A 25453-nucleotide genomic window follows, 5' to 3' on the forward strand; every position below is an offset into this window, starting at 1 on the left:
GAGGCCGGATCATCGGATTGATCGATCGGCCTTCTCTGAGGAAATCCGAACCACTTATCAATGCCCGAGCCGCGCCTCCGTGCCGGCCAGCAGCCGCTGAATGTTGGCACGATGGCGCACGATCACGTAGATGCCGCCTGCGATCACCAGCAAGCGATAGGGCAACGGTTGCTCCAGGCCGCAGACGAGGACGATCGCCGTCAATGCCGCCAGCATCGAGCCGAGGGAGACAATCCGAAAGACAGCCACCACAGCGCCAAAGGCCGCCGCAGCGCCGAGGCCTACCGGCCAGGACATCGCCAGCAACACGCCGAGCCCGGTCGCAGCGGATTTGCCGCCGGTGAAATTCAGCCAGATCGAACGGCCGTGCCCTAGCAACACGGCAAGCCCGGCCAGGCAGACAGCCCAGGACACGCAGGTTTGCGGATCAAGCGCTGCCGGCGGCGTGACGGATGGCAAGGTGTACAACCAGGGATAAAACCAGCGGGCAAACACGATTGCCGCTACGCCTTTCAGCACGTCGACAAGGAGCACCGCCAATGCGGGCCACTTCCCCAGGGTTCGCAATACGTTCGTTGCCCCGGTGGATTTGGAGCCATGCTGGCGGATATCGATGCCCCTCAGCAGCTTCCCCGCCAGATACCCCGTCGGCGTCGAACCGAGCAGATAGGCGATCGCCAGTCCAGCCACACCCGCGATCCAGAAGATCATGCCAGTCACCTCGATGCCCGCGGCGGCGATCAATCCTAACGCGGATGCCACCAGCGTCCGCCGATCACGACGCCTTCGGATGCGATCTTGCGATCGCCGGTCAGGTGCTCGCCGACCACATCGACATAGTCGAACGTCCCCTGCCGGACCAAGAGCAGCGTGGCGTCGCCGACGCTGCCCGGCTTGAGGCTGCCGAGCTCGGGGCCGCCGCAATGCCATCGCGGCATTGACGGTGGACGCCGCGATCACGTCCGGCAGCGGCATCCCCATGCAGAGGAATTTCGACATCGTCGTCACCTGGTCGAATGCCGGGCCGTCGATGCAGAGCTGATGGATGTCGGAGGAGATGGTGTCGGGATAGAAGCCGTTGGCGAGCATCGCGCGCGCCGTCCTGAAGGCGAACGAGCCCTTGCCATGGCCGATGTCGAACAGCACGCCGCGCTCGCGCGCCTCCAGGACGACCTTCTTCACCGTGCCCTGCGCGGTCGCGGGCGTGTTGGGGAACGGACGGAACGCATGGGTCAGCACGTCGCCCGGACGCAGGCGCGCGAGCACCTCCTCATAGCTCGGCGGCGGATGGTCGATATGCGCCATCAGGGGCATGCCGACCTGCTCGGCAACTTCGAGCGCGATCTCGAGCGGCACCAGCCCCGAGGTGCCCGAGGCGAACAGGCCGACCCGCACCTTGATGCCGACGATCAGGTCGCGGTTCTCGTCGGCGACGCGCGCCGCATCGATTGGATTCATCAGCCGCAGCTCCTCGCTCTCGCCGACCATCACGCGATCCGAGAAGCCGAAGATGCCGGCGTGCGAGACGTGCAGATAGGCGAGGATACGGACCTGGCTCGGCTCGATCACATGCTTGCGGAAGCCGGCAAAGTTGCCGGGGCCGGCGCTGCCGGTGTCGACCGAGGTGGTGACGCCGGAGTTGCGGCAAAACTCCTCCGCATCGATGCCGAGCGAGGTGCCGCCCCAATAGACATGGGTGTGCAGGTCGATGATCCCCGGCGAGACGATCAGCCCCGAGACGTCGCGGACCTCGGTGGCGGGATCGGCTTGCAACTCACGGCCGAGCGCAGCGACCTTGCCCGCGGCAAAGCCGACATCGGTCACGGCATCGAGTTTCTGCGACGGGTCGATCACCCGTCCGCCGCGCAGGATCAAATCGAAAGGCATCGTGTTCTCCGGATTCGGTCCGGCACGATGGTCGACTTCGCCGGCGCCCGCAAGCCGCTCAACCGACCCGGGCCTGCTCAGAAACCGGCGCGGTCGCTGTCGCGCGATCCACGCCCTCGTCGGCGACCATGTCCGATCCCTTGTCCGCTTCGTTGGCCGACGCGACGATGGCCGCAATGGCAGGATTATGTGCCGCCTCCGAGGCAGCAATGGTCTCGCGGGCCCAGCGGTACGAGGATTCGAAGATTTCCTGATGGCGGTCGAAATCGGTGACGTCGATGCCGTCGGGCGTCGGGGGACGCATCACCATGTCGAGCGGCGTGGTCGGCAGCGTATCATAGCGCTGATGCGCGACGAGGCTTCGCCACAGCACGTTGACGGCGCTCGGCGCGGCCGGAAGCAATTTCTTGCGGAACGGCGTCAGTAGCGACGCAAACAGCTCTAGCCGCCCCGGCAGCGCGGCATAGTCGACGTCGAACATCTCGGTTGCCGGGTCGCCGAAATGGACCACCAGATTCGGTCCGCTCTTCATCTGGTGCATCTGCGCCAGCGGAACGTTGTCGACGAGGCATCCGTCGACCAGCATCGAGCCGTCCTTTGTATAGAACGGCGGCAGCAGACCGGGGATGGCGCTCGACGCCCGCACCGCGTGCCACAGCAGACCGGTGCGGATCAATTCGAGACTGTGCGTCGACAGATTGGTCGCGACCGCCGCGAACGGCCGCCAGCAGTCCTCGATCCGGCAATTGTGGCCGTACTGATCGGCGAGCGCGGCATCGAACGCCTTGTGGTCCAGCAAGGCGTAGCGCGGCCAGGTCGGGCGGCGGAAGCTGCGACTGGAGACGAAGATCTCATGCGTGCCGCGCTCGAGATGCTCGGCGTCGTAGTTCTTGGCAAAGCCCGCCGCCATCGCCGAGCCGACGCTGGTGCCGACAAAGATGTCGAACATCGCGCCGCGCTCACGAAACGCCTTGTAGACGCCGACATGCGCGGTGCCGAGGCTGCCGCCACCGCCGGCGACAAATCCGACGGCGCGACCGCACAGGAAGCGAACCAGGCTGTCGATGTCGAGCTGGTCCTCGAGCGCGACGTGATGATGCATGAAGCAGGGCAGCCGCGCCAGCCACGCCGCGGTGCCGCTGACCTCGTGGCGCCTGACGTCATGAACCCGGACGAGACGCCGCGTCGACGCCGGATGCACGGCGCAGGCGAAGCGTTCGATCTCCGTCAGATCGGGCGTCGGCGCATGGCCACGGCAGGCGAACACGACAAGGTCGGCCTGGCGGATGGTTTTCCGCGCCCACTCCGATGCGTCGGGACCACCGAAATAGGCCACCAGCGGTGCGTCGTACTCGATCCTGTTGAGCCAGTCGGCGACCTCGGATGCGTCGAGCGCGCGGCCGGGAAACATCGCCTGGACCCGCGCGAGGTCGACGATTTCGGCACCCGCAGCGGCAAGGCCTTCGCGCAGCCTGCGCTCAAAGGCGGCAGGCACCGGTTCCCGTCCGCCTGGGATCAGCGCGACCGTGCGCGCCTTCGGCGACGCCCGGAGCGGCAACAGGCGCGCGGTCTCGGTGGCAAACCGCCGCGCGAGCGCAGCCAGCAGCGCCTCGACGATCTCGGGCGTTTCCCGCGCCAGCGTCGTATAGGCGGCGCGCGTCAACACCAGCACGCTGGTGTCGCGGATCGCAATCACGTTGGCCGTGCGCGGGATATTGGCAAAGAACCCGATCTCGCCGACCAGTTCGCCGGCGCGAAGTTCCGCGATCGGTTCGGGATGACTGGTTCGGTACACCGCGAGCGCGCCATGCAGCACCAGGAACAGCGCGTCGGAGGCGCCGCCCTGCTCGACCAGCAGCTCGCCGCGCACGAGGTCGCGCCGGGTCATTGCGCCAAAGGCGATCAGCCGCTGCTCCGCGCTGAGGGTTCTGAACAGCGCGAAGTCCTCGGATACGTTTCCCCACGCAAACGTCGCGCTCGGCGGCACACGGTTCGAATGCATGATCCGATGTTAGCGCCGGGCCATCGTCCCGGCGAGCGATATCAGGGCCCAAACGGCCGCACCCTGAACACAAATCCTTGGGAGCACTGCAGCAGGATTTGCAGCATCCGCGATCTGCTTCACCCGACCAATTCCGGCCACGGCACGATGGTCGACTTCACCGTCTTCATCGCCATTGCGTCGGCAACCGCGCGGGCGACGCCGTCCTCGGTGAACGGATAGATCGTCTGCATGTCGAGCCAGGGATATTTGTTGCGCGTGCGGTAGAGCATGTCGACGCCGAGCGGCAGGTCGTTGCCGGTAAAGCCCCAGGAGCCGAGCACGTTGAGATCCTTGGTGCAGATGCGGTGCCACGAGGTGTCGATCGAGCCGGCATCGGTGAACTGCCCCATCTCGACATAGGTGCCGCCGTCGCGCAGCATCTCGATGCCCTCGGGGCCGGCGGTCGGGTGGCCCGAGCAGTCCATGACGAGGTCGGCGCCGAAACCGCCGACGATATCACGCACCGCCTTGATGCGCTGCTCCGGCGTCTTGAGCTGCTCGATTTCGACGGTCGCCTCGGCGCCGAACTTGCGCGCCAGCGCAAGGCGCGGCGCCTCCGGCGCGCCGACGCAGATCACGCGCCCCGCGCCCATTTCCTGCGCAGCGGCGACCGCGAGGATACCAATCGGCCCCGAGCCCTGGATCACCACCGTGTCGCCCCAGCTGAAGCCGCCGGCGCGGGTGGCGCGGTTGAAGGCGCGGATGCAAGAGGTCAGAGGCTCGGAGAGCGCGCCAAGCCGCAGCGACATGTCGTCGGGCAATTTGTAGATCTTGGTGCCGGGCAGCATGTCGAGATCGACATAGACATATTCAGCCCAGCCGCCCCACATGTGCGGCGCCTTGTCGAAACCGAGATAGCGGCCGTAATAGACCGGCGTCAGGCATTTGTTGGCGCTCTCGGGATAATGGATGCAGTAGTAGCAGCGGCCGCACGGCATCAAGGGCGGGATCATCACCTTCGATCCCACCTGCAGCGGCTTGCTCATGAAATCCTCGGTGAACTCCGCGCCGCATTCCACGATCACGCCGCCGAGCTCATGGCCGAGCGTGAACGGCCACGGCAACGGCTTCGGCCAATGTCCCTTCAGGATGTGCAGATCGGTTCCGCAAACGCCACAGGCACCCACCTTGATCAAGGCCGCCTTTTTGCCGATTTCCGGCCATGGCACTGTCCGGATTACCGGCTTGGCTCCAGGTCCATCATGCGTGCAGACGCGGATCTGCTCCATCGGTTCGCTCTCCCTGTCCTTGTCGTTGGGCCGGGTTCGGCCGAGCCGACTTTAAGTCAGGACGATTGGGATGTCATGAAGGCCTGTCATGAAGGTCTTGATGACAGACCTTGGCGGAACGAGGCGCTTCTCGTCCTGGCGGAGTATTTTCCGCAAGGAGGCATCGATTGTGAAAGCAGCCGAGGGCGAATTGGCTGGTAGCATTGCGGGGAATGACACCATGAATCCTGGTATCGAAGGTATCGTCGGCATGTACGTCAAGTTGGGCGAACTGGACACGCTGCAACGGATGAAGGAGCATCGACAGGGCTTGCTGGACCAATGCGTCGATACGGCGAATTTCAGCTTCGATGTGACGAGATCGATCTACAGGAGCGACCTCGAGGTGATCGAGGCCGGCATCGAGAGTCTGTATGGCGAGATCACCGGCCATGTCGACGTCGTCAACGAAAAAAGGATTTCCGGCTGGGCGCTGTACAACCAACACCCCGACAAGAGGGTCGCGATCGATATCTACTTCAACGGCAATCTCGTTGGCGAAGTCGTCGCCGATCAGTTCCGCAACGATCTTCTCAAGCTCAACAAGGGCGATGGACACCATGCCTTCGTCTTCGTGCCGCCAAGCGAATCCTATCAGCCGCCGCTGCAGATTGAGGTCCGCGCGGCGAAACGAAAGATGCTGAAAGCCGTGGCTGTTGAACCACCAGCGGCGGCAGTCGAACCGGAAACGGCTGTCGAACCGGAAATGGACGCCGAGGCCAAATAACCTCACCGCGCCGCTTCCGCACACCCCAGGATCCGCCGGGTGCCGCCACCCGGCTGAAGCCGCCGCAGACGCCAATATGGGCTGCGACATGACGGACGTGCGCGGCCGATTGACAGCGACGATCGCTTCACCGCAACCTGCGATGCAACCTCAGGTGACGGAATGAAGCCGCAACCCGGCTCGGAGCGAATCTTCGTGGACGCCAGCACCGATCCGCTGGACGGGCGCGTGCGATGGGCGCCGGCGAAGTCGCTGTGGCTTGGCAGCATGACCGCGGTCGCGATCATCCTCGGGCCGCTGCTGTTCACGTGGAGCGCGTTCGCATTATTCATCGTCACCAGCGCGATCACGCTGTGCTTCGGGCATTCGGTCGGCATGCACCGCCGCCTGATCCATGCGAGCTTCGACTGTCCGCTGTGGCTGGAGCGGCTCTGCGTCTATCTCGGCACGCTGGTCGGGATGGCCGGCCCCTACGGCATGGTGCGGCTGCACGATTTCCGCGACTGGGCGCAGCGCCAGACGGCGCGCCACGACTACTCCTGCCACCGCGCCGGTTTCTGGCGCGACGCGTGGTGGCAACTGCACTGTACGCTGGTGCTGAAACACCCGCCCGAATTCCGGCTCGAACGGCGGCTCGCCGATGACCCCTTCTACGCCTTCGTCGAGCGAACCTGGATGTGGCAGCAATTGCCCTGGGCGATCCTGTTCCTCGCGATCGGCTCGTGGAGCTGGCTGGTCTGGGGCATCTGCGTCCGCGTCGCCGTCTGCGTCACCGGTCACTGGCTGATCGGTCATTACTCGCATCGCAAGGGCGGACAGACCTGGATCATCGAAGGCGTCGCGGCCCAGGGCTACAATGTCGGCATCGCGGGCCTGATCAGCATGGGCGAAAGCTGGCACAACAATCACCACGCCTATCCCGGCTCCGCGAAGCTCGGGCTGCTGCCGAGTCAGATCGACCTCGGCTGGTGGTTGATTAAGGCATTCGAAGCCGCAGGACTCGCGAGCAACATCAAGACGCCGGACGATCTTGCGCCCCGCCCGGGCGCGCGCCGCGTCGACGAACCAGGCAACGCCGATGCAGTCGCGCCGCGACATCGCGGCCGTGCATTGTTCCAGTAATCCGCAGCCGCGCATCTTCCGTTGCGGATCGAACGCCACGCAGCTATATACGCCGCGTCGGAAAAGGCAGACTTGGTTTGGTAAGCCCAAGTCCTTTCGGATCGAAGTCCTTTCTGGAACGAAAGACCTTTCGAAAACGAAAGCTCTGGTCTCCTGCCTCGTGCATGAGATCCCCACGACGAACACCGGACGTAGTCAAGGCGCCCAATGTTCGTCCGTGTGGTTCTCAACCCGACGAACCGCTCCGGTCGAACACCGACAAAGGAGCAGTTCATGCACGCCAGCCGCCCCCTTCCCCATGATGTCGTGATTTCCGGTGCCGGCCCCGTCGGCTTGATGCTCGCCTGCGAGCTGCGGCTCGCGGGGTGCTCGGTCCTGGTGCTGGAGCAGGCCGCCGACCCGCATTCGCCGCTGAAGCGGCTGCCCTTCGGCATGCGCGGCCTTTCGGCGCCCAGCATCGAGGCGTTCTATCGTCGCGGGATGCTGGATGACATCGCGGTGGCTCAGCGTGTGCAGGATGGCACGGCCAGTACGCCAAACGGCACACATTGGATGCAACATCCGCGCCGCCCGGCCGGCCATTTTGCCGGCATCCAGTTCTTTCACGATGATCTCGACACGTCGAAATGGCCGTTTCGTCTGCCGAGCCCGGCAGGCACCAGCATGGCGGTCGAGATGGAGGCGCTCGAATCCGCCCTCGCCGCGCGCGCAACCGCGATGGGGGTTGAGATCAGGCGCGGCCTGAGTGTCGATGCGTTCGATCAGTCGGACGACGGCGTCACCGTTCGCGCCGGTGCCGAGACGTTCCATGCGCCCTGGCTGGTCGGCTGTGACGGCGGCCGCAGCATGGTGCGCAAGGCCGGCGGCTTTGAATTCGTCGGCACCGATCCCGAGTTCACCGGCTATTCGGTCGAGGTCGAGATATCAGATCCGGACAAGCTCCGTACCGGCCGTCACTACACGCCGACGGGCATGTATACCTGCGCACGGCCCGGCACGATCGCGACGGTGGAGTTCGACGGCGGCGTCTTCCACCGAACCCGGCCGATCACGCGCGAGCATGTGCAGGCGGTGCTGCGCCGCGTCTCCGGCACGGACGTCACGTTGACGGCGCTCCGGCTTGCCACCACCTGGACCGATCGCACCTGTCAGGCGACGGATTACCGCAAGGGCCGCGTGCTGCTCGCGGGCGATGCCGCGCATATTCATTCTCCGCTCGGCGGCCAGGGGCTCAATCTCGGGCTTGGCGACGCGATGAACCTCGGCTGGAAGCTCGCGGCCACGATCCGCGGCGACGCACCGGTGGACCTGCTCGACAGCTACTCGCGTGAGCGGCATCCGGTGGGCGCGCAGGTGCTGGACTGGTCGCGCCCAGGTCGCGCTGATGCGGCCAACCCGAAGTTCGCGCGCGCTCGAAGCCATCATTCGCGACCTGATCGCGACATCAGACGGCGCGACCTACTTTGCCGAGCGCGTGTGGGGCGTTACGCTGCGCTACGATCTTGGCAGCAACCATCCGCTGGCGGGCCGCAGCGCGCCCGACTTCGAGCTCGCCTGCGGCACGAAGCTCGGCGAGCTGCTCAGAGATGGTCGCGGCCTGCTGCTGGACTTTGATCGGCGCGCGCCCCTGCAAACGCTTGCCGATCGCTGGCATGGGCGGATCGGCTATGTCGCATGCGAGGTCGGCGATCGGCTCGGCTTGAGGGCGGTGCTGGTGCGACCCGACGGGTTTGTGGCTTGGGCCACAGACATTGAGCCGGATCTGGAGGAAACTGCTCAAGCCGCATCGCGATGGTTCGGAGAACCCGGCGCGGCACATGAATGAGCCTGACGTCCTCGGGTACGGTGCACGTGTTCGTCGCCCGTCTCTCTCGCTCCGTGTCCGAGTTCCCTTTCACAACCGTAACGCCCCGTTAACCCTATCAGCCTTAGGGTCGTCGGGGCTCCGAATGGACGGTGGCCGGGTTTGTCGTGATGTCGTTTGCACAGAAGAAAACTACCGTCGTCCCCGTAGCCGAGGAGCGGCGGCGCTTCCAGCGCGTCAAGGTGCACCTGCTCGGCCGCTACATGCTGCCCGACCGGCGCGAGTTTCCCTGCCAGATTATCAACATGTCGCCCGGCGGCCTCGCTTTGCTGGCGCCTGGCATCGGCAATGTCGGCGACCGCGTGATCGCCTATCTCGACCATATCGGCCGGGTCGAGGGACGCATCACCCGCATCATCGACAACGGCTTTGCGATGACGATCGGCGCCACCGCGCGCAAGCGCGACAAGCTCGCCGCACAGCTGACCTGGCTCGCCAACCGCGACATCCTCAATCTGCCCGAGGATCGCCGCCACGACCGTATCGTGCCGCGCAACCCGATCGCCCTGCTGACCCAGGAAGACGGCACGCGGATGACCTGCCGCATCATCGACCTTTCCTTGTCCGGTGCTGCGATTGCTGCCGAGAACCGCCCGCCGCTGAAATCGCTCGTGATGCTCGGGCGGGTACAGTCCCGCGTGGTGCGAAATCTCGAGGAAGGCTTCGCGCTCGAGTTCGTCCACGAGCAATCGGCGGAAACGCTCGAAGAGAGCGTTACCGCGAGGTAAAGCGAACAAGCGCTCAAGACCCCTGTTTTGGCCCGCGAAGGCGGCCACCGGTGCACCGGTGGCCGCCTTCCGCGCGTTTGGCCCGGTGAAAATCGGCGGTTAACGGCCGCAGCGTTTGGCGCAACAAACCGCGCTGGCGCAGCGCTTGCCGCGTTAATGCATAAAATTTGAATCAATTGCAGTTGTTTCAAATTTTACGCGAATTCGATTCAAGTACAGTTCGAATTCGCCGCAGCTTTTACCAGTATTCGCGTCAAATCTACTTTGCGTACTTAGCGGCGGCGCAAAAGCTTTGTGCGAAACGTGGTCCCAACAAGAAGAACGGGGGCCACGATGTTTGGGTTCAGGGGACAGGGGAAAGGTTTGGCGGTTGCCGCCATCCTGTTTGCGACGTGCGTGTCGGCCAAGGCCGGCGACGTGGTCTACGCCAGCCTGGGTGACGTTGCGCGTTCGCCGATCGGCTGGGTCGAATTCTGTGCCGACAATCCGGGCGAATGCCGCGGCGGCGCGACGCAACCACGCGACATCGTGTTGTCGCAGACCGCTTGGCGGGACCTCGTACGGGTCAACAAGTGGGTCAACGAATCCATCAAGCCGATGACCGACATGGATCATTGGGGCGTGATCGAGAAATGGTCGTTGCCATCCGACGGTTACGGCGACTGCGAGGACTACGTGCTCCTGAAGCGCAAGATGCTGATGGACGCCGGCTGGCCCCGCGAGGCGCTGTTGATCACGGTGGTCCGCGACAAGAAGGGCGAAGGCCACGCAGTGCTGACGGTGAAGACCGACAAGGGCGAGTTCGTGCTCGATAACCAGAACGAGAGCATCGTCGCCTGGACCGACACTGGCTACCGCTTCGTCAAGCGGCAGTCGCAGGGCGATCCCAATGTGTGGGTCTCGCTCGGTGACAACCGCCCGGCAGTTGCAACGGCAAGCTCGCGCTGAGCAGAACAGGAAATTTCGAGTTCGCGATCCGGTCACATCCCCACCCCTCCCCGTCCCAGACCGGTTCGCGCGCGGCCACCCTTCCCCCAAAGGGTGGCCGCACCTTTTTTGAGCGGCGTCGACCGATGCCTAGTGTGCTGAATGCGAAGTTCGTGCGATTTCGCGGCAGCCACTTTCACGAACTTCGCATTCATAAAGCACACTAGAATCATAAGTTTGCCAGTGTCCTTGGTCTCGTCTGAGATGCCGACGATCTTGTTGGTGGCCTGGCGATAGAATTTGAAATTCAGCTCGGTCTCGGGCCGGCCGTCGCCGCGCGGGCGATCAGGCCGTTGCCGCCCTCGTTCTCGCTCGCGAACACGAACACGATGTCATCGGCCGCGATGTGCTTGCCGCCATACATGGTCTTCTGCGCGGTGAAGGTGAACACCTTCGCCCACGCATTTCGGATCTCGGTCTTGATCGCAAACGCCATCGCCTTCCTTCACCGGCTCGCTTTGCCATCCGCGTCGGCGGCTTGACATCCTAGCATCGGCGCGATTGAATTGAATTCAATTCAGCGAATGGGCCCACGATGGACGCGGCGAGCCTGGGGACACGAGAACGGCTGCTCTCGGCAGCGCAGGCCGAGCTCATCGAGGGCCATGGGCACCTCGAGATGCAGGCCGTCGCAAGGCGGGCGCAGGTCTCGGTCGGGCTCGCCTACCATCACTTCGGATCGAAGGCCGGCCTGATCGCCGCCGTGGTCGAAGGCTTCTATGAACAACTTGATGCGGCGGCGTTCGGCAGTGCCAAGCTGTCCGCCACGGACTGGGCGGACCGGGAGAAGGCGCGCATCGGCGCCTATGTCGCCTTTCACTATGACCACCCGTTTGCGCCCCTCGTGATCGGACCGCTCAGCCGCGCGCCCGAGGTGCTCGATGTCGAGACCGCCTTCACCGGCCGGCAGCTTGACGCCGGCGCCCGCATGATCGAAGCGGCCCAGCGCGACGGGATCGTGCCCGGCGGCATCGACCCTCACCTCACCATCGCGCTGATGATCGGCGGCATCCGCCAGGCGCTGATCGGCGCGCTCACGAGCGAAAGACGGCCGGATCCGGCAAGGCTGACCGGCGACATCTGGGCCTTCATGGCCGCCGCGCTGGGCTTGCCTGCCAAACCCCTGTCCGCGCGGCCAAGAGCCACGCGGCGCAGCCGCAGCTAAGCTTCAGCCAGAACCCGAACATCGGTGGCCATCTTGTTCAATCCGCACGATTTTCACGCACCGCAATCGTCCTACAGCAAGCCGGATCTGCTGCGCTCGAGCGAAGGCGGCTATTTCGGCCCGGGCAATGCGCAGCTGCCGGCACCGCCGATGCTGATGATGGACCGCATCACCGAGATCAGCCTGGACGGCGGCGCGTTCGGCAAGGGCCATGTCGCTGGCGAACTCGAGATTGCGCCGGACCATTGGTTCTTCGCTTGTCACTTTGCCGCCGACCCCGTGATGCCCGGATGCCTCGGCCTCGACGCCATGTGGCAGATCATCGGCTTCTGGCTCGGCTGGTCGGGCTCGCCCGGCAAGGGCCGCGCGCTCGGGGTCGGCGAGGTCAAGTTCAGGGGGCACATCACGCCGGATGTCAGGCTGGTGCGCTATGAGGTCGACATACGCCAGGCCAGGCGCGGCCGGCTGGTGCTGGGCATCGCCGACGGCCGGGTGCTCGCAGACGGCGCTTGCGTCTATCTGGCAAAGGACATGCGGGTCGGCCTGATCGCGCCCAGAGGCTGAATTCGGGGAGGTTGAGTCCGGGTCGGCCAGAGGCCGATCGTGCCTCGAGCGGGCCGGGCAGCACGGCCGAAAACTAACATATGATACAAATTTCGCTGCTGCCGCAGTGGTCTACACACCCCCCGGTTTTGCCCGCGCCGGGGTTTGTGCTATTTCGAACCTTTCAATTGATGTCCGGTTGTTGGTCGCATGGTCGAACTTGCCCCCCGGAATTCACAAGCCAGCAGCCTGATTGGCGTGCAGCCGATCGCGATCGGCGCCGTGGCGCTGGTGCTCGTGCTGTTCGGAATCGGCTCGATCGCGCTGTGGCGTGCCTACACCGGCAACGTGCCGGAGACCGACCGCATGGTGGCCGCGCGGCAGTTGCAGGCGCGGACCGCGCAGGTCTCCGAGGCCCTGGTGGAAAAGACCAAGGGCATGGAGGCGACCCAGCAGGAATCCATCGACCAGCTGCAGGAGGTACAGGACCAGCTGCAGACCATGCGCAAGCAGTTCGCCTTGCAGGCGGCCGATGCCAAGAGGCTCTCCGACCAGGTCGCCGCGCTGACCGAACAGGTCGAGGGTTTGCGCCAGTCGCTGGCGAGCGCGCAGGCCAACGAGCCGGCCGCCGAGCCCGCGCCGCGCAAGCGCTCGAAGGCCACCCGTAGCGCCAACCGGAAGCGCCACAGGTCGCGCGGTTGACGCGCCCGCAGACCCCGCCCACCCAAGGTAACCAGCCATAAAAATGCGCCAAATCCCCAGCAAGATCATCATCTAACGGGGAACTTTCGCGCTCGAGGGCTGCCGGCGGCGGCCGATCATGAGTGCCCGCTACCGTGAATTAATCCTGACTTTGTGAACTGGTTCACATATCGGCCTTCGAATCCGAGTCATCTTCGAATGACCGGATGGCGTGAGCCGATTTCAATATCCGGGGCTGGCAAGGTCGTTGACGGTATACTACGTCGACGGCCTTGTTTTTTGGGGTCCTTGAATCCCGCTCGGGACCGCCCGGCAGGAAAGCTCCGGCTCGAGATCCCGAAGGCGGCCCTCGCCGCGCGAAAGATGCAGACCGCCTGAAGAAATACGGCATGCTCGGCTGACGACTCTGGATGCGCAGCGTCACCGCGGCCAAAGCCGCGGCGAACGGAATTGCCGCCCTATTCGGTGCGATCGCGCAAGACGCGACCACCTCGCAGTCGCAGCCGAGCAAGCTTCGGCTCGAGCTCGCGCAGCATGTAGATCAGCGCAACGGCAAGGCTCGCAACAACCACCATGAGCAGCAATGTCAGGTCCGGAATGGTCAGCATCTTGGATGTCCTCTGGGCCCGGCTTCAATCGCGGCCGGGCCATCTGTTTTCGCGGCGCGCTCACGCACGGACTGCTGCAAGGCGGTGCAAGCTGCATACCAGTGTCCCGAATCCGAAGTTCGCATCATTTGCCGCACCTTCGGAGCGAACTTCGGATTCGATAAGGACACTAGCAAACTTATGATTCTAGTGTGCTTTATGAATGCGAAGTTCGTGAAAGTGGCTGCCGCAAAATCGCACGAACTTCGCATTCAGCACACTAGTGCGCGACAGACAACGCGGCGGCCGGGCATCGAAACGCCGGCCGCGCCGATCATTGCAAGACCATCAGCATGGCGAGCGAACGGACCGGCCATGCGCGAGCGAATGGCTCAATTGCAAACCTGCACCGGCCGAACGCGCCAGCCATACGGTGTCATCACGCCGCGGCGAACGACGTAACAGCCGCCGTAACCGTAGCCGTAGCCGTCGTCATAGCCGTAGCCGGCGTAGTATGGATTGCCGTAGTAGCCGTCATAGTAATCGTAGGCGCCATAGCCCAGCCCGAAGCCGACCGCTGCCGCCGCGAGCGGATAGCCCCAGCCGCCGCCCCAGCCGCGCCGATAGTAGCCACCGTTCCAGCCGCCACCACGCCAGCCTCCGCCGTGCCAGCCGCGGCCGGCCCAACCGCCGCCGCCGATCGCAGCCGACCGGAAGCCACCGCCTCCGCCCATCGCCCGGAATGCAGCGCCGCCGCCGTGGAAGCCGCCAAATCCGCCGCCGCCGCGGAAGCCGCCACCACCATGAAAGCCGCCGCCACCGAAGCCACCGCGTGCCGACGCAGCATCGACGGTGAACAGACCGACCGAGGCCGTCGCCAGCAAGGCAATCATCGTTTTACGCAACATCACCCGTTACTCCTTTTTTCAAAGGCTTTGTTTTCAAGCCTCCTCCGCCGCGTCCTGCGTATGCTAGCTCAATCTAGGACCGCGGCTTCTACCGCGCGCCTATGTCGCGCTCACATCTGCGCGACCCGCGTTCATCAAAGCACGGCCGTCAGAAGTTAACAGCCGCGGCAGATGCCTTTCGTACGGCGCTCGACTTTTTCGTTCTCGTCGGCGATGGCCTTGTCGACGCTCTCGGTCGTCGTTGCCGATCCGGTGGTAACGCCTCTGCCGGCATTGGGGCCGCCGGAGGATTGCGCGGTCCCGGCGCTGTTGGTCCCGGCCGGCGGCGACGTGGCTTGCGGCGATGTCGGGCTGGCTGACGAAGGGCTGCCGGTCCCGGCGCCGCTCCCGGTACCTTGGGCGACGGTAACCGCGGGCGTCAGCACAATCGCGATTGTCGCGAGCGCGGTGGTGACAGATAATTTGCGCATGGCAATTCTCCCTTGCGGACGTCAACGAGTCCGCAAAACGCCGGTTCCCGCAGGCGTTGGAGCAATACAGTTTGGGAGCAATGCAATTTGCGCAAGCTGATCGAGTTTGACGACGACACTTTCGACAAGCTGAAGCAACTCGGGCGCGACCGGATGGCGACCTTGCAGGAGCTCGCCGACGAAGCTTTCGCCGACCTGCTCAAGAAGCACGGCATTCCGATCGACCTGAAGGATGCGCTGCGCAAGAGCGCAAGACTTCAGGAAGCAACAAGACTTCAACAGGCAACGAGACCGCAAGGCGCAGCGAAGCCTCGCCCCGCCGCACCGAACGCCGCGCGCAAGCGCGGCCGCAAGCGCTGAAGCTTCAGCCGATCTTCTTCAGTCCCGTTTTGTATTGCGGGCCCCTGATGGCGTAGGACTTCGCCGGCCGCGACAGCGCTTCGGCCTGCGCCGCGTCAAGCGTACGCACCACACGCGCGGGCGCACCGATGATCAGGGAATTTTCCGGAAACTCCTTGCCCTCGGTGATGACGGAGCCGGCACCGACCACGCTGCCGCGCCGGATCCGCGCGCCGTTCATCACGATCGATCCCATCCCGATCAGCACGCCGTCTTCCAGCGTGCAGCCGTGCACGATCGCATTGTGCCCGATGGTGACGTTGTTGCCGATGCTGAGGGGAAAACCGGGATCTACGTGCAGGGTGGAATTGTCCTGGACGTTGGAGCCCTCGCCGATCTCGATCCACTCATTGTCGCCGCGCAGCACGGCGCCGAACCAGACGCTCGCGGCGGACTTGAGGCGGACCTTGCCGATTACAACGGCATTGTCGGCGATGAAGTAGCTGCCGTCGGCGGGAAGATCGGGCGCCTGCCCGTCGAGTTCGTAGATCGCCATTGAGGTCTCCCTGGAGCGTTTTCGAGCGAAGTGGACACCGGTTCGCGTGAAGAAAACGCGTCGAAACGAAAATCCAGAGCTTCGGCTTCTGATTCAATCAGAACCGAAGCCCTGATCGCAGGAGACCTTGGCACGACGGCCGACATGGTTTCAAGCAAGCGCGACCGTGATCGGCCGCGGATCATGATCGGATCACGCCAGCACGCCCGCAGCGCGCAGCGTCATCACGAAGAAGGTGCCCGACATCAGGCTCCAGAAGCCGGAGATGACGGTTGCCATCATCACGAATTCGAAGCGGCGGCGCTCGATGCGCGCCCCGCGCAGCGTGTTGCGCATGATGATGAACGGTGCGGCGAAGACGAGGAACGGGACCGCGGCGAAGGTCTTCGGCGCCGCGCCCTCCTGCAGCAGGCCGAAACCGGCCGGGCGCTCCGCCATCGCCTGGTAACCGTTGGCCAGCGCGCCCGCGAGCGCGAAACCGATCAAGAGCGAGAACAGGGAATTCAAGGTATCGGGCGACATCGGAAACTTCCGCTACGCAACAGGCCACCCGCCCTGCTTCGCAGAATTGGCAGCCTGCCGCCACATCATCCTTAAGGAAAGGTTAACCGGACACATCAGGCGCGGCGTTTGCGCATGGCCATTCGGTCCCGGATTCCATTGGAATCGTACGGAAATTCCCCGCTACGTGGCATATTCGGCAGATGATTCGGCCACTCCCGACCTGATCTCAGCCTCGCTCATGACGCTTCTCTCGACCGCCCAGCATCTCGCCCGCGACACCCGCCGCAACCCGCGCGCGCATCTCGTTCCGATCATCGCCTCGGCGGTGATCGCGGCGGGCGCGGTCGCGCTTGTCGCCTATCTGCTGTGGCCGACCTACACGACCATCCCGCCGAGCGATCCGTCGCGGCTGCCGGTGAGCGTCGGCGGCACGCTGTTCAACGTGCCGACGATGGCGGTGCGCATGAAGATCCAGCGCCACTCCGGGCCGCAGGAGCGCGTCGATCTGAGCTTCCTCTATCCGTCGCTGGACGCGCCCGCCGCGCCGAAGCACTACAGCGCCGATACGGTCGATGACAAGGTGCAGCCGATCGACAGGATCTTCGTATCGATCGCGGCGCACCACGATTCACTCGCGCCGGACATGCGCCTGCGCACGATCTATCCGCGCTATCTCGACGAGCGCGCAAACATTGATGACGGCCTGACGGCGCGCGCGTTCCGCGACGGCACGCCCTATGGCGGCGAGGACCTGTTCACCGCGAGCGAGCCGCAGCTGACCGCGCGCTGCACGCGCGACACCTCGACGCCCGGCATGTGCCTGAGTGAGCGGCGCATCGACGGCGCCGACCTGATCTTTCGCTTTCCGCGCAGCTGGCTCGCGCAGTGGCGCGACATCGCCACCGCGATGAACCGTCTCTCCGCGCAGATGCACAGCGCGAAGGGATGACACTGTCATTGCAAGCGGAGCGACGTTTCCGCGAAGGATGGTCGCTCCAGCGCAAAATCGCTCTGCAATTTTGTCGCGAGTTCGTCGTAACGACGTGTGAAGGCGAGGCTGTTCCGCCTTACTCGGCCAGATCCTCTTCCAGGATGGCCATCTGGAACTGGAACGAGCGATCATCGTCCTCGTCGTCGACGAACAACACGCCGATGAACTCCTCGCCGATATAGACCTCGGCCGAGTCGTCCTTCTTGGGCCGCGGCACCACGCGGATCTTGGGATTGCTGAACACGCGTTTGAGATACGCGTCGAGCTTCCTGACTTCCTGAACGTCCACGGCCGTCTCCAATCGGGTCGATGATTTTCGGGGGAGTTTTAGGACGAGACGGCAAAGATCGCCAGAGCCTTTTCAGGCTTTGGCGACGTGATGTTGCGCACACGACTCTCGTTTTGTGCTTTGTGGCGTTTTCTTCACGCGAACCGGCGCCCACTTCGCTCAGGAACGCGCCGCGATCAGAAAGCGAGTGAAATCAAAGCCCGATCGCGCTGAGCATCTGGTCCATGGTACGCGACGGCTCGGCACAGCCGGCCTCGCCGACGATTTTCGCCGGCACGCCCGCGACCGTGACGTTGTGCGGCACCGGCTTGACCACGACCGAGCCGGCCGCGATGCGCGCGCAATGACCGATCTCGATATTGCCGAGAATCTTGGCGCCGGCGCCGATCAGCACGCCGTGGCGGATCTTCGGATGGCGATCCTCGTTCTCCTTGCCGGTGCCGCCGAGCGTGACGCCATGCAGGATCGAGACATCGTCCTCGATGACCGCCGTCTCGCCGCAGACGAAACCGGTGGCATGATCGAGGAAGATGCCGCGGCCGATCCTGGCGGCCGGGTTGATGTCGGTCTGGAACACGGCCGAGGAGCGGCTCTGCAGGTAGAAGGCAAAATCCTTGCGGCCCTTCTGATAGAGCCAGTGCGCGAGACGGTGGGTCTGCAGCGCGTGAAAGCCCTTGAAGTAGAGCAAGGGATCGATGAAGCGCGAGGTCGCCGGATCGCGGTCATAGACGGCGACGAGGTCGGCGCGGAACGCGTTGCCGATATCGGGCTCATCGCGCAGTGCCTCGCCATAGGTCTGGCGGATCAAGTCGCCCGACAGCGCGGCGTGATCGAGCCGCTCGGCAATGCGATGGACCACCGAATCTTCCAGCCGCTCATGATGCAGCACGGTCGCATAGATGAAGGATGCGAGTTCCGGCTCGCGCCGCAGGATGTCCTCCGCCTCGCCGCGGATTCGATCCCAGATCGGATCGAGCGCCGCAAGCTTGCCTCCCTGCGGATTGACCTGATGAACTGCCATAGCTGCTCTCGCAATTCGGTTGTTCTGATGTGCGTTATAGCACGATGGACCCAGCGCGTCCCGGGATGGCTCAGTACGGTAAACCCCAGCCGAACACCCCCGGGCCGGCGTCTAGGGGAATTGGTCGGGATTTTGCCGAAATCAAGCCGTGCTTCTGCAACTATTGGCGGATTTCGTCCCCCGTGTGGTTTTGGGCATGGTCGGCCCCAATAAAAGGGGGAAACATCATCAATACCCGGAGTTTAGGTGCCCGCCTGACCGATGCACGGTCGGTCTGGATCGCGACCATTGCCATCCCCCTCCTGCTGCTCGCCCCTGCCTTCTGGAACGGCTATCCGCTGCTCCAATGGGATACCGGCGGCTACCTGGCGCGCTGGTATGAGGGCTACCTGGTGCCGAGCCGGTCCACGGTATTCGGCATCTACCTCCATGTCGGCGAGACATCGGATTTCTGGCTCAACCTCGGCATCCAGACCCTGGCGACGCTGTGGATCCTGCAACTGACGCTGCGCGTGCTCGGCCTCGCCCGGCCGGTCCGGCTGATCGCGATCAGCCTCGCGCTGATCGCAACCACCGCCCTGCCCTGGCTGGCCAGCATGCTGCTGACCGACATCTTCGCCGGCCTTTCGGTGCTCGCGCTCTTCATCCTGATCCTGCACGGCGAACGGATCTCGACGCTGGAGAAGGCGGTGCTGTTCGGGTTCATCGCGTTTTCGGCCGCCACGCACAGCGCGACGCTGGCGGTGCTGCTCGGCCTGTGCTGCGTCGGCTGGATGCTGCGTCCATGGCTCGGGCAGCGCATCCCGTTCGCGGGCCTCGTGCAAGGCAGCCTGACCACCGTCGCCGGCGCGGCGATGCTGCTGGCGGCGAACTTTGCGCTGTCCGGACAGCTGGCCTGGACGCCCGGCGGCTATGGCGTCGCCTTCGGCCGCATGCTGCAGGATGGCATCGTCGCGCAATACCTGCACGATCATTGCGCGACGGAGAAGCTGAAGCTCTGCCCCTATCGCAACGAGTTGCCGCCGACCGCGGACGACTTCCTGTGGGGCCACAGCATGTTCAACACGCTCGGCCGCTTCAAGGGACTGAATGACGAGATGGGCACCATCGTGCTGCGCTCGCTGGCCGAATATCCGGAATGGCAGGCAAAGGCGGCGCTGACGGCAACCGCCGACCAGCTCATGCATGTCGCGACAGGCGAAGGCGCCAATGGCTGGATCCCGCATACCTACGGCATCATCGAGCGCTACATTCCCAAACAGGTCCGGCCGATGCGCGCGGCGCGGCAGCAACGCTGGCACCTCGACTTCACCGCGATCAACCGCATCCACGTGCCGGTCGCGCTGGGCTCGATGCTCCTGGTCGTCATCCTGTTCGGCCGAGGACTGTGGCAGCGGCGGCTCGACGATCTGACGTTGCTGGCGGGCACAGTCACTCTCGCCCTGCTCGGCAATGCCTTTGTCTGCGGCGTGATCTCGGGACCGCACGACCGCTACGGCGCGCGCATGGTGTGGGTCGCGACCTTCGTGGTGCTGATCGCGGCCGCGCGCGCCTTCGCCAGGGATGAAGCCGACGATCTATTTTCGCCGCGACAGGAAGTCGGTGACCCCGGTCTTGTAGACCTTGTCGCCGACCGCCCGCATGTGATCGCGGTTCGGAATGTCGAGCACCTCCGAACCCGGAATGATCCGGCCGAGCGCTGACGCCGAGCCCGCAATCTCGTCCTTGCTGCCGACCGCGATCAGAACCGGCACGCGGATGCCGGCCGCCTCCTCGCGCGTCATCAGGCGGCGCGAGCCGCGCAGGCAGGCGGCGAGCGCGCGGCGGTCGGAGCGGGTCTGATCGGCAAAGGCGCGGAAGGTACGGCCGACCGGGTCGGTGACATCGTCGAGCGACGGCGCCTCCAGCGCCAGCGCGACCGCCTCGCCGGGGCCGCCGCCCTCGATCAGTCCGATGCCGATCCCGCCAAGGATCGCCGAGCGCACCCGATCGGAATTCTCTCGCGCCAGGATCGCGGTCATCCGCGAGCCCAGCGAATAGCCCATGATGTCGGCGCGCGCGATTCCGAGATGGTCCATCAGCGCAATCACGTCGCCGGCCATGGTCGCGATCTCGTACTGCGCGGCATCGTAGAGCTTGGCGGATTCGCCGTGGCCACGATTATCGAGCGCGATCACCCGACGGCCGGCCTTGACGAGATCGGACACCCAGGTCGGGTAGATCCAGTTGACGTTCTTGCTCGAGGCAAAGCCGTGCACCAGCACGATCGGTTCGCCCGCGCCTTCGTCGATAAAGGCAATTTCAACATCGCCGTGATGGAAACTCGGCATCATCCATTCCGTTTGTTCTTGGGATTTGCGATTGGCGATCGACAGGCGACCGCAAGCCTAACCCTGGGCGGGCATACTCGCCAAGGTAGCCTGAGCGGCCATCTGCTGCTTCAGGCGCAGCACCTTGCTTCGTCTGAGCCACCCGGCGGTGGCCCGTTCGGTGGTGGCCTTGATCGACGACAGGAAGCCGAACAGCGCCAGCAGCGCGCCGAACAGCCACATGGTGAGATTGAATGCGCCGGCCGCCAGCAGCAGCGCGCCGCGGCCGAGCAGCTTCAGGATCGCGCGGGTCTGGCCGCCCTTGACCTCGGCTATCCGCGCCGCCCGCGCGATCTCCCTCGGATTCTCGGCGACCTTCAGCGTATCCCGCGCAGCGCGAACCCCGGCCGCCTCGCCGATGCGCCCGACGTCCTTGGCGACGCGCACCAGCGCGCCGGCCTTCTCGGCGCGGAAGGCCGCGCGGATCGCGGTTGCGGTTTGCACCGGCCGCAGCACCGAGCCGGATGCGACCGCCTCGCGCAGCGCCGGCTGGTCGACCACCTCGCGGGTCGAACGCCCGGCCCATTCGATCATCCCCTCGCTCAGCCGTCCGGCCTTGCGCGTATCCTTGACCAGCGTCAGCCCGGCGCGCAGCGGCCCGGCGCCGCCGACCGACACATAGGTGGCCGCGGTCACCGCGAGCCCGGCGGCCGCGAGGCCGAGCACCAGCTGGTCGGTGTCCTCGCCCATCACGAGGTGCTTGCCCTCGCGCACGACGTCCCGGACATCACCGAATACGAACAGGTCGCCGGCGACCGTGCCGGACAGGCTTGCGACATCGTCGGCATTGCCGGTCACCAGGCCGGTGGCGAAGCCCTTGGCGTAATGCATGCTGGATGATTGCTCGGCGCGCGCGTCATCGACGCGCTTGGTGAGATCGTCACTAAGTGCGATGCTCTTCTCGCCGGCGAGTTCGACAAAGCTGGCCGCAAGGTCGGCATCGCCGGAAGCCAGTGCCGCCTCGATATTGTCCGCGATCAACGCCGGGTTGTTGCGCAGCACGGAATTGAGCCTGATGTCGGCGAGCGCAGCGGGATCGTCCCGCGCCGCCAGCACGGTGCCGGCATCACGGGCGTGCGGCCAAATAGCCGCGCCCACGGCAGCACTTGCTGCCACGCCGACCACCGCCAAGCTGACGCGCACCCGATTCATCCCGATAAAACCTCTAGTTTTATTCGCCTTGGAGATAGTGTGCCGTTTTTGCGACACAACGGCTCCGACCAAAGGAGGGCTTCTCTGGGACGACAAGATTGTGTCGAATTTGCATGAGCAAATGAGCCATCGGGGCTCTAGGAATCAACTGTTCCCGCCAGTATGGTGCGCGGCATTTCGCGATGCCGCATGCTGTTGATTGCGTCTGCCCATCGTTGCCATCAAGGTGAGAATATGTCCGACCACGTCGTCCCGCACTTCCATAACGATGCCGGTGTCTCGGTGATCGAAATCGGATCGCAGGAGTTCATGTGCGTCGGCGCCAACCCGCCGTTCGACCATCCGCACGTGTTCCTCGACCTCGGCAATGACAACGAGATTATCTGCCCGTACTGCTCGACGCTTTATCGCTTCGCATCCGACCTCGCGGCCGGCGAAGCGCGACCGCCGGAATGCGTGCTGAAAGACAAGGTCGCCTGACCGCTCCGTGGCGCTGACGCGAACCGTCATCGTTGCAGGCGCCGGGATCGGAGGACTGACGGCGTCGCTGACACTGGCGGCACAGGGCTTTCGCGTCGTCGTGCTGGAGAAGGCCGAACGGCTCGAGGAAGCCGGCGCCGGCATCCAGCTCTCTCCCAATGCCAGCCGCATCCTGGTCGAGCTCGGGCTCAAGGAACCGCTTGCGCGGCGCGCGGTCACGCCTGAATCCGTCAACATCCTGAGCGCGCGGGCCGGTGGCGAGATCGCACGGATGCCGCTTGGCCAGGCCGCCGAGTTCCGCGCCGGCGCACCCTATTGGGTGATCCACCGCGCCGATTTGCAGGCGGCGCTGCAGGCCGCCGCGAGCGACCATCCCGATATCGATCTGCGGCTCGGCTGCCAGTTCGAGGATGTGACCAAGCATGCGCGAGGCCTCACCGTCGTGCAACGCCGCGGCAATTCACGGCAGGAGGAATTGGCCGTCGCGCTGATCGGCGCCGACGGCATCTGGTCGTCGGTGCGCGGGCATTTGTTTCCGGATGTACAGCCGCAATTCTCCGGCCTGATCGCCTGGCGCGGCACGCTGGACGCCACCGCCCTGCCGCGTGAATACACCGCACCGCGCGTGCAGCTCTGGATGGGACCGGACGCACATCTCGTCTCCTATCCCATCTCGGCCGGACGCCAGATCAACGTGGTCGCGATCGTATCGGGCACCTGGAACCGGCCGGGCTGGAGCGAGCCCGGCGACATCAACGAGATCAAGGCTGCATTCGCCACCGCGCGCTGGCCCGCGACGGCGCGGATGCTGATCGGCGCGGTCGACGGCTGGCGCAAATGGGCGCTGTTCACCCTGCCCGACATCGGTCGCTGGAGCGAAGGCGCGGTGACGCTGCTCGGCGATGCCGCGCATGCGATGCTGCCGTTCGCCGCACAAGGTGCCGGCATGGCGATCGAGGATGCGGCCGTGCTCGCCAAGGCCTTGAGCGACGGCACCGGGGAAAACACCGCGGGCATTCCCGCGGCGTTGACGCGCTACGCACGGGTGCGGCGCGGGCGCGTGCTGAAAGTGCAGCGCCTGGCGCGACAGCAGGGCCGCATCTATCATTTGCGCGGGCCGGCGGCGATCGCGCGCGATCTGGCGATCCGCGCCATCGGTCCGGAGCGCATGCTGGCGCGGCAGGACTGGATCTACGACTGGCGAGCCTGAGCTCGGCCAATCACGACCGACCCGTCTGGAAACGCAAGCTTAGTGGACGAGGCCTCGCGGTGCGCGCGGGCCCTTCGCCGCCGGCGTGGAAGCCGCGGGGGCCGCGGCCGCAGGCGTGTCCGGCGTGCTTTCATGGCACCTGCCTTTGCGCCAGGCCTCATCCGCCAGCTTCTGCTGGGAGTGGATCGAGATCAGCTCGTTGCGATAGACCATCTCGGAGACGACAGTACCGCCGACGCCGGTCTCCGCCTTGGCCATCAATTTTTCCTGATCCGCCGCGCGGGTCTTGAGATTGCTGCGCTCGTTCTCGAGCTGCTTGCAATCATAAAGCTCGTACTTGGCGGGATCGGCGAATGCCGACGGCACGGTGTCGCCGATCTGCGCGCAGCCGGAAACGCCCGCAGCCGAGGCGAGCAGCGCGATGACGGCCGCCGCGCGCGACAGCTTCAGGCGGCGTGGGAAACGAACAGACATTCAGCTTTCTTAACCGGACAGTGTTGAGATTGCCTAAAGCAGCCACCGGTGTCCGGATTGAGGCTCAATCGCGGCGGCGCGCTGCTTATCCCAATGCTCGGCCGCCGAGGCAAATGGAATTGCGGGCCGCCGCTTAAGCCTTTGAAAGCTCACCTGTTAGCACCGGATAATGACAATTCCACTCCGCGCCCAAACGCGCTAGAAATCGGCGCGCCTGGCGCAACGCGGACGTGGCGGAACTGGTAGACGCAAGGGACTTAAAATCCCTCGATGGCAACGTCGTGTGGGTTCGAGTCCCACCGCCCGCACCAACCTTCGCATGCCACGCGCACCCGAGCGGGCCAGCGTCGTGTTTCCCGGCTGTGGCGCAGTTCACACGCCGCGATCGCTGATTGTCGTAGTCTTGCCCGCATTGGAAATTCCGGCCGCGGATTTTCGCGGCTGTTGCATTTCGAAATCAATTTTGGTCGGAGATCGGCGATGGAGATTGCAAACTGCAATCGGATTGCAAAGAGCAATCGGATTGCCAGCGAAACGGCGCGCGATCATGGTGCCCTTACTCTCGAGCATGGCGACGATGCGGCTCATTGCAGCAACGGGCTCAATGCCCAGAATTTCCGCAACGCTGCGCCCGACGACCGCGCGATCTACCGGCGATGGATCCGCGGCGCGATCATGGTGTACGGACTGCTCACGTTTGCCGCTGGAGCGGCGGTCTGGATGAGCGGAACCGGCACCAGACAGACACAGCTCACGAGCTTGTCGAGCCCGAGCAGCATGACACCAGGCCACGGCGATTAGCGGTCGCCGGTTCGGAACCCGTGCACTGCGTATTCGTTGTCATGCCGCAATTGGAGCATGACGATGCCGAACGACGATCCATCCGCGCAGCGCGCAACCGACCAACCCGATCAGCGCAAGGAGTGCCCCTCCCCGCCGCAGCACGCACCACAAGGCGGACCACCGCTCAGCGACGGACTGGAGCAGCTCCGCGACAGCCACACCTGACAAGCGATAGCGCGAAAAGAAAAATGGCCGGGACAAGTCCCGGCCATTTGTTTTGCGT

At 64.8% G+C, this 25453-nt stretch carries 27 protein-coding genes, 1 tRNA gene and 3 pseudogenes; 16 read left to right on the forward strand and 15 right to left on the reverse strand.

What is annotated here, in order from left to right:
• Positions 1-57: 57 nt before the first annotated feature.
• The 4 genes and pseudogenes from plsY to ACVMDN_RS21410 form a co-directional block, all read right to left on the reverse strand.
• Positions 58-711, reverse strand: a complete 654-nt coding sequence (plsY, locus tag ACVMDN_RS21395) for a glycerol-3-phosphate 1-O-acyltransferase PlsY (RefSeq protein WP_456835014.1) — start codon at positions 709-711, stop codon at positions 58-60.
• Between the two features lie 35 nt (positions 712-746).
• Positions 747-1887 (reverse strand): annotated as a pseudogene (locus ACVMDN_RS21400) (amidohydrolase/deacetylase family metallohydrolase).
• A 58-nt stretch (positions 1888-1945) separates the two neighbouring features.
• The gene (locus tag ACVMDN_RS21405; RefSeq protein WP_456835013.1) at positions 1946-3889 is read right to left on the reverse strand and encodes a patatin-like phospholipase family protein; all 1944 of its coding nucleotides are present in this window, start codon (positions 3887-3889) and stop codon (positions 1946-1948) included.
• Positions 3890-4008: 119 nt separating this feature from the next.
• Entirely contained in the window at positions 4009-5160 is a 1152-nt protein-coding gene (locus tag ACVMDN_RS21410) for a zinc-binding dehydrogenase (RefSeq protein ID WP_456835012.1), read from the reverse strand.
• Between the two features lie 88 nt (positions 5161-5248).
• Here ACVMDN_RS21410 and ACVMDN_RS21415 point away from each other — a divergent pair, with 88 nt between their 5' ends.
• From ACVMDN_RS21415 to ACVMDN_RS21435, 5 genes and pseudogenes are all read left to right on the forward strand, one after another.
• A complete protein-coding gene (locus tag ACVMDN_RS21415) occupies positions 5249-5926 on the forward strand; it encodes a hypothetical protein (protein ID WP_141343026.1) in 678 nt (225 codons plus the stop codon).
• Positions 5927-6088: 162 nt separating this feature from the next.
• Positions 6089-7048: an acyl-CoA desaturase gene (locus ACVMDN_RS21420; RefSeq protein ID WP_456835011.1), complete on the forward strand. Its 960-nt coding sequence runs from the start codon at positions 6089-6091 to the stop codon at positions 7046-7048.
• 273 nt (positions 7049-7321) lie between these two features.
• Positions 7322-8873 (forward strand): annotated as a pseudogene (locus tag ACVMDN_RS21425) (FAD-dependent monooxygenase).
• Positions 8874-9022: 149 nt separating this feature from the next.
• Positions 9023-9640, forward strand: a complete 618-nt coding sequence (locus tag ACVMDN_RS21430) for a PilZ domain-containing protein (RefSeq protein ID WP_028342942.1) — start codon at positions 9023-9025, stop codon at positions 9638-9640.
• Positions 9641-9973: 333 nt separating this feature from the next.
• On the forward strand, positions 9974-10588 hold the full coding sequence (locus ACVMDN_RS21435) for a transglutaminase-like cysteine peptidase (protein ID WP_026192955.1): 615 nt from the start codon (positions 9974-9976) through the stop codon (positions 10586-10588).
• 286 nt (positions 10589-10874) lie between these two features.
• Here ACVMDN_RS21435 and ACVMDN_RS21440 read toward each other — a convergent pair whose 3' ends face one another.
• Positions 10875-11063: a hypothetical protein gene (locus ACVMDN_RS21440; RefSeq protein ID WP_456835010.1), complete on the reverse strand. Its 189-nt coding sequence runs from the start codon at positions 11061-11063 to the stop codon at positions 10875-10877.
• A gap of 99 nt (positions 11064-11162) precedes the next feature.
• Here ACVMDN_RS21440 and ACVMDN_RS21445 point away from each other — a divergent pair, with 99 nt between their 5' ends.
• The 3 genes from ACVMDN_RS21445 to ACVMDN_RS21455 all read left to right on the forward strand — a co-directional run bounded on the left by ACVMDN_RS21445 (position 11163) and on the right by ACVMDN_RS21455 (position 13037).
• The gene (locus tag ACVMDN_RS21445; protein ID WP_456835009.1) at positions 11163-11792 is read left to right on the forward strand and encodes a TetR/AcrR family transcriptional regulator; all 630 of its coding nucleotides are present in this window, start codon (positions 11163-11165) and stop codon (positions 11790-11792) included.
• A gap of 33 nt (positions 11793-11825) precedes the next feature.
• Positions 11826-12356, forward strand: coding sequence for a bifunctional 3-hydroxydecanoyl-ACP dehydratase/trans-2-decenoyl-ACP isomerase (gene fabA / locus ACVMDN_RS21450; protein WP_028342938.1), 531 nt, complete (start codon positions 11826-11828; stop codon positions 12354-12356).
• A gap of 189 nt (positions 12357-12545) precedes the next feature.
• Positions 12546-13037, forward strand: a complete 492-nt coding sequence (locus tag ACVMDN_RS21455; RefSeq protein WP_225160275.1) for a hypothetical protein — start codon at positions 12546-12548, stop codon at positions 13035-13037.
• Positions 13038-13495: 458 nt separating this feature from the next.
• On the opposite strand, the gene ACVMDN_RS21460 is transcribed toward ACVMDN_RS21455, so the two are convergent.
• The 3 genes from ACVMDN_RS21460 to ACVMDN_RS21470 form a co-directional block, all read right to left on the reverse strand.
• On the reverse strand, positions 13496-13645 hold the full coding sequence (locus tag ACVMDN_RS21460; protein WP_156436402.1) for a hypothetical protein: 150 nt from the start codon (positions 13643-13645) through the stop codon (positions 13496-13498).
• Positions 13646-14016: 371 nt separating this feature from the next.
• Complete coding sequence (locus tag ACVMDN_RS21465; protein ID WP_141341161.1) at positions 14017-14532, reverse strand: hypothetical protein; 516 nt, start codon at positions 14530-14532, stop codon at positions 14017-14019.
• A gap of 155 nt (positions 14533-14687) precedes the next feature.
• Positions 14688-15002 (reverse strand): hypothetical protein, encoded by a 315-nt coding sequence (locus ACVMDN_RS21470; RefSeq protein ID WP_456835008.1) that lies wholly within the window; start codon positions 15000-15002, stop codon positions 14688-14690.
• Between the two features lie 87 nt (positions 15003-15089).
• On the opposite strand from ACVMDN_RS21470, the gene ACVMDN_RS21475 reads away from it, so the two are divergent.
• Positions 15090-15362 (forward strand): hypothetical protein, encoded by a 273-nt coding sequence (locus ACVMDN_RS21475; RefSeq protein WP_057019071.1) that lies wholly within the window; start codon positions 15090-15092, stop codon positions 15360-15362.
• Between the two features lie 4 nt (positions 15363-15366).
• Here ACVMDN_RS21475 and ACVMDN_RS21480 read toward each other — a convergent pair whose 3' ends face one another.
• On the reverse strand, positions 15367-15897 hold the full coding sequence (locus ACVMDN_RS21480; protein ID WP_028342934.1) for a gamma carbonic anhydrase family protein: 531 nt from the start codon (positions 15895-15897) through the stop codon (positions 15367-15369).
• 192 nt (positions 15898-16089) lie between these two features.
• Positions 16090-16419 carry a DUF6949 family protein gene (locus ACVMDN_RS21485; RefSeq protein ID WP_028336117.1) on the reverse strand — a complete coding sequence of 110 codons (330 nt, stop codon included), beginning with the start codon at positions 16417-16419 and terminating at the stop codon, positions 16090-16092.
• Positions 16420-16639: 220 nt separating this feature from the next.
• Here ACVMDN_RS21485 and ACVMDN_RS21490 point away from each other — a divergent pair, with 220 nt between their 5' ends.
• Positions 16640-17350: a hypothetical protein gene (locus ACVMDN_RS21490; protein ID WP_168856765.1), complete on the forward strand. Its 711-nt coding sequence runs from the start codon at positions 16640-16642 to the stop codon at positions 17348-17350.
• 118 nt (positions 17351-17468) lie between these two features.
• Here the strand turns inward: ACVMDN_RS21490 and ACVMDN_RS21495 are convergent, their stop codons facing one another.
• Entirely contained in the window at positions 17469-17681 is a 213-nt protein-coding gene (locus ACVMDN_RS21495) for a DUF3126 family protein (protein ID WP_021077729.1), read from the reverse strand.
• Positions 17682-17874: 193 nt separating this feature from the next.
• Positions 17875-18702 carry a serine O-acetyltransferase gene (gene cysE / locus ACVMDN_RS21500; RefSeq protein ID WP_092089661.1) on the reverse strand — a complete coding sequence of 276 codons (828 nt, stop codon included), beginning with the start codon at positions 18700-18702 and terminating at the stop codon, positions 17875-17877.
• Between the two features lie 182 nt (positions 18703-18884).
• Here cysE and ACVMDN_RS21505 point away from each other — a divergent pair.
• Positions 18885-20276 (forward strand): annotated as a pseudogene (locus ACVMDN_RS21505) (hypothetical protein); the annotation flags it as partial.
• A gap of 3 nt (positions 20277-20279) precedes the next feature.
• Here the strand turns inward: ACVMDN_RS21505 and ACVMDN_RS21510 are convergent.
• On the reverse strand, positions 20280-21032 hold the full coding sequence (locus ACVMDN_RS21510; protein ID WP_076830251.1) for an alpha/beta fold hydrolase: 753 nt from the start codon (positions 21030-21032) through the stop codon (positions 20280-20282).
• A gap of 57 nt (positions 21033-21089) precedes the next feature.
• Entirely contained in the window at positions 21090-22223 is a 1134-nt protein-coding gene (locus tag ACVMDN_RS21515; protein ID WP_076830158.1) for a hypothetical protein, read from the reverse strand.
• Between the two features lie 234 nt (positions 22224-22457).
• Here ACVMDN_RS21515 and ACVMDN_RS21520 point away from each other — a divergent pair, with 234 nt between their 5' ends.
• Both ACVMDN_RS21520 and ACVMDN_RS21525 read left to right on the forward strand, forming a co-directional pair.
• A complete protein-coding gene (locus ACVMDN_RS21520) occupies positions 22458-22703 on the forward strand; it encodes a zinc-finger domain-containing protein (protein ID WP_018272338.1) in 246 nt (81 codons plus the stop codon).
• Positions 22704-22710: 7 nt separating this feature from the next.
• Positions 22711-23913 carry an FAD-dependent monooxygenase gene (locus ACVMDN_RS21525; RefSeq protein ID WP_456835007.1) on the forward strand — a complete coding sequence of 401 codons (1203 nt, stop codon included), beginning with the start codon at positions 22711-22713 and terminating at the stop codon, positions 23911-23913.
• A 39-nt stretch (positions 23914-23952) separates the two neighbouring features.
• On the opposite strand, the gene ACVMDN_RS21530 is transcribed toward ACVMDN_RS21525, so the two are convergent.
• Positions 23953-24387 (reverse strand): hypothetical protein, encoded by a 435-nt coding sequence (locus tag ACVMDN_RS21530; protein ID WP_057019078.1) that lies wholly within the window; start codon positions 24385-24387, stop codon positions 23953-23955.
• Between the two features lie 224 nt (positions 24388-24611).
• Between ACVMDN_RS21530 and ACVMDN_RS21535 the strand changes: the two genes are divergently transcribed.
• The 3 genes from ACVMDN_RS21535 (at position 24612) to ACVMDN_RS21545 (ending at position 25395) form a co-directional block, all read left to right on the forward strand.
• A tRNA-Leu gene (locus tag ACVMDN_RS21535) sits at positions 24612-24698 on the forward strand.
• 133 nt (positions 24699-24831) lie between these two features.
• On the forward strand, positions 24832-25188 hold the full coding sequence (locus ACVMDN_RS21540; RefSeq protein ID WP_456835006.1) for a hypothetical protein: 357 nt from the start codon (positions 24832-24834) through the stop codon (positions 25186-25188).
• A 63-nt stretch (positions 25189-25251) separates the two neighbouring features.
• Positions 25252-25395 (forward strand): hypothetical protein, encoded by a 144-nt coding sequence (locus ACVMDN_RS21545; protein ID WP_253641282.1) that lies wholly within the window; start codon positions 25252-25254, stop codon positions 25393-25395.
• Positions 25396-25453 lie beyond the last annotated feature (58 nt).

Source organism: Bradyrhizobium sp. USDA 4510 (assembly GCF_054059095.1).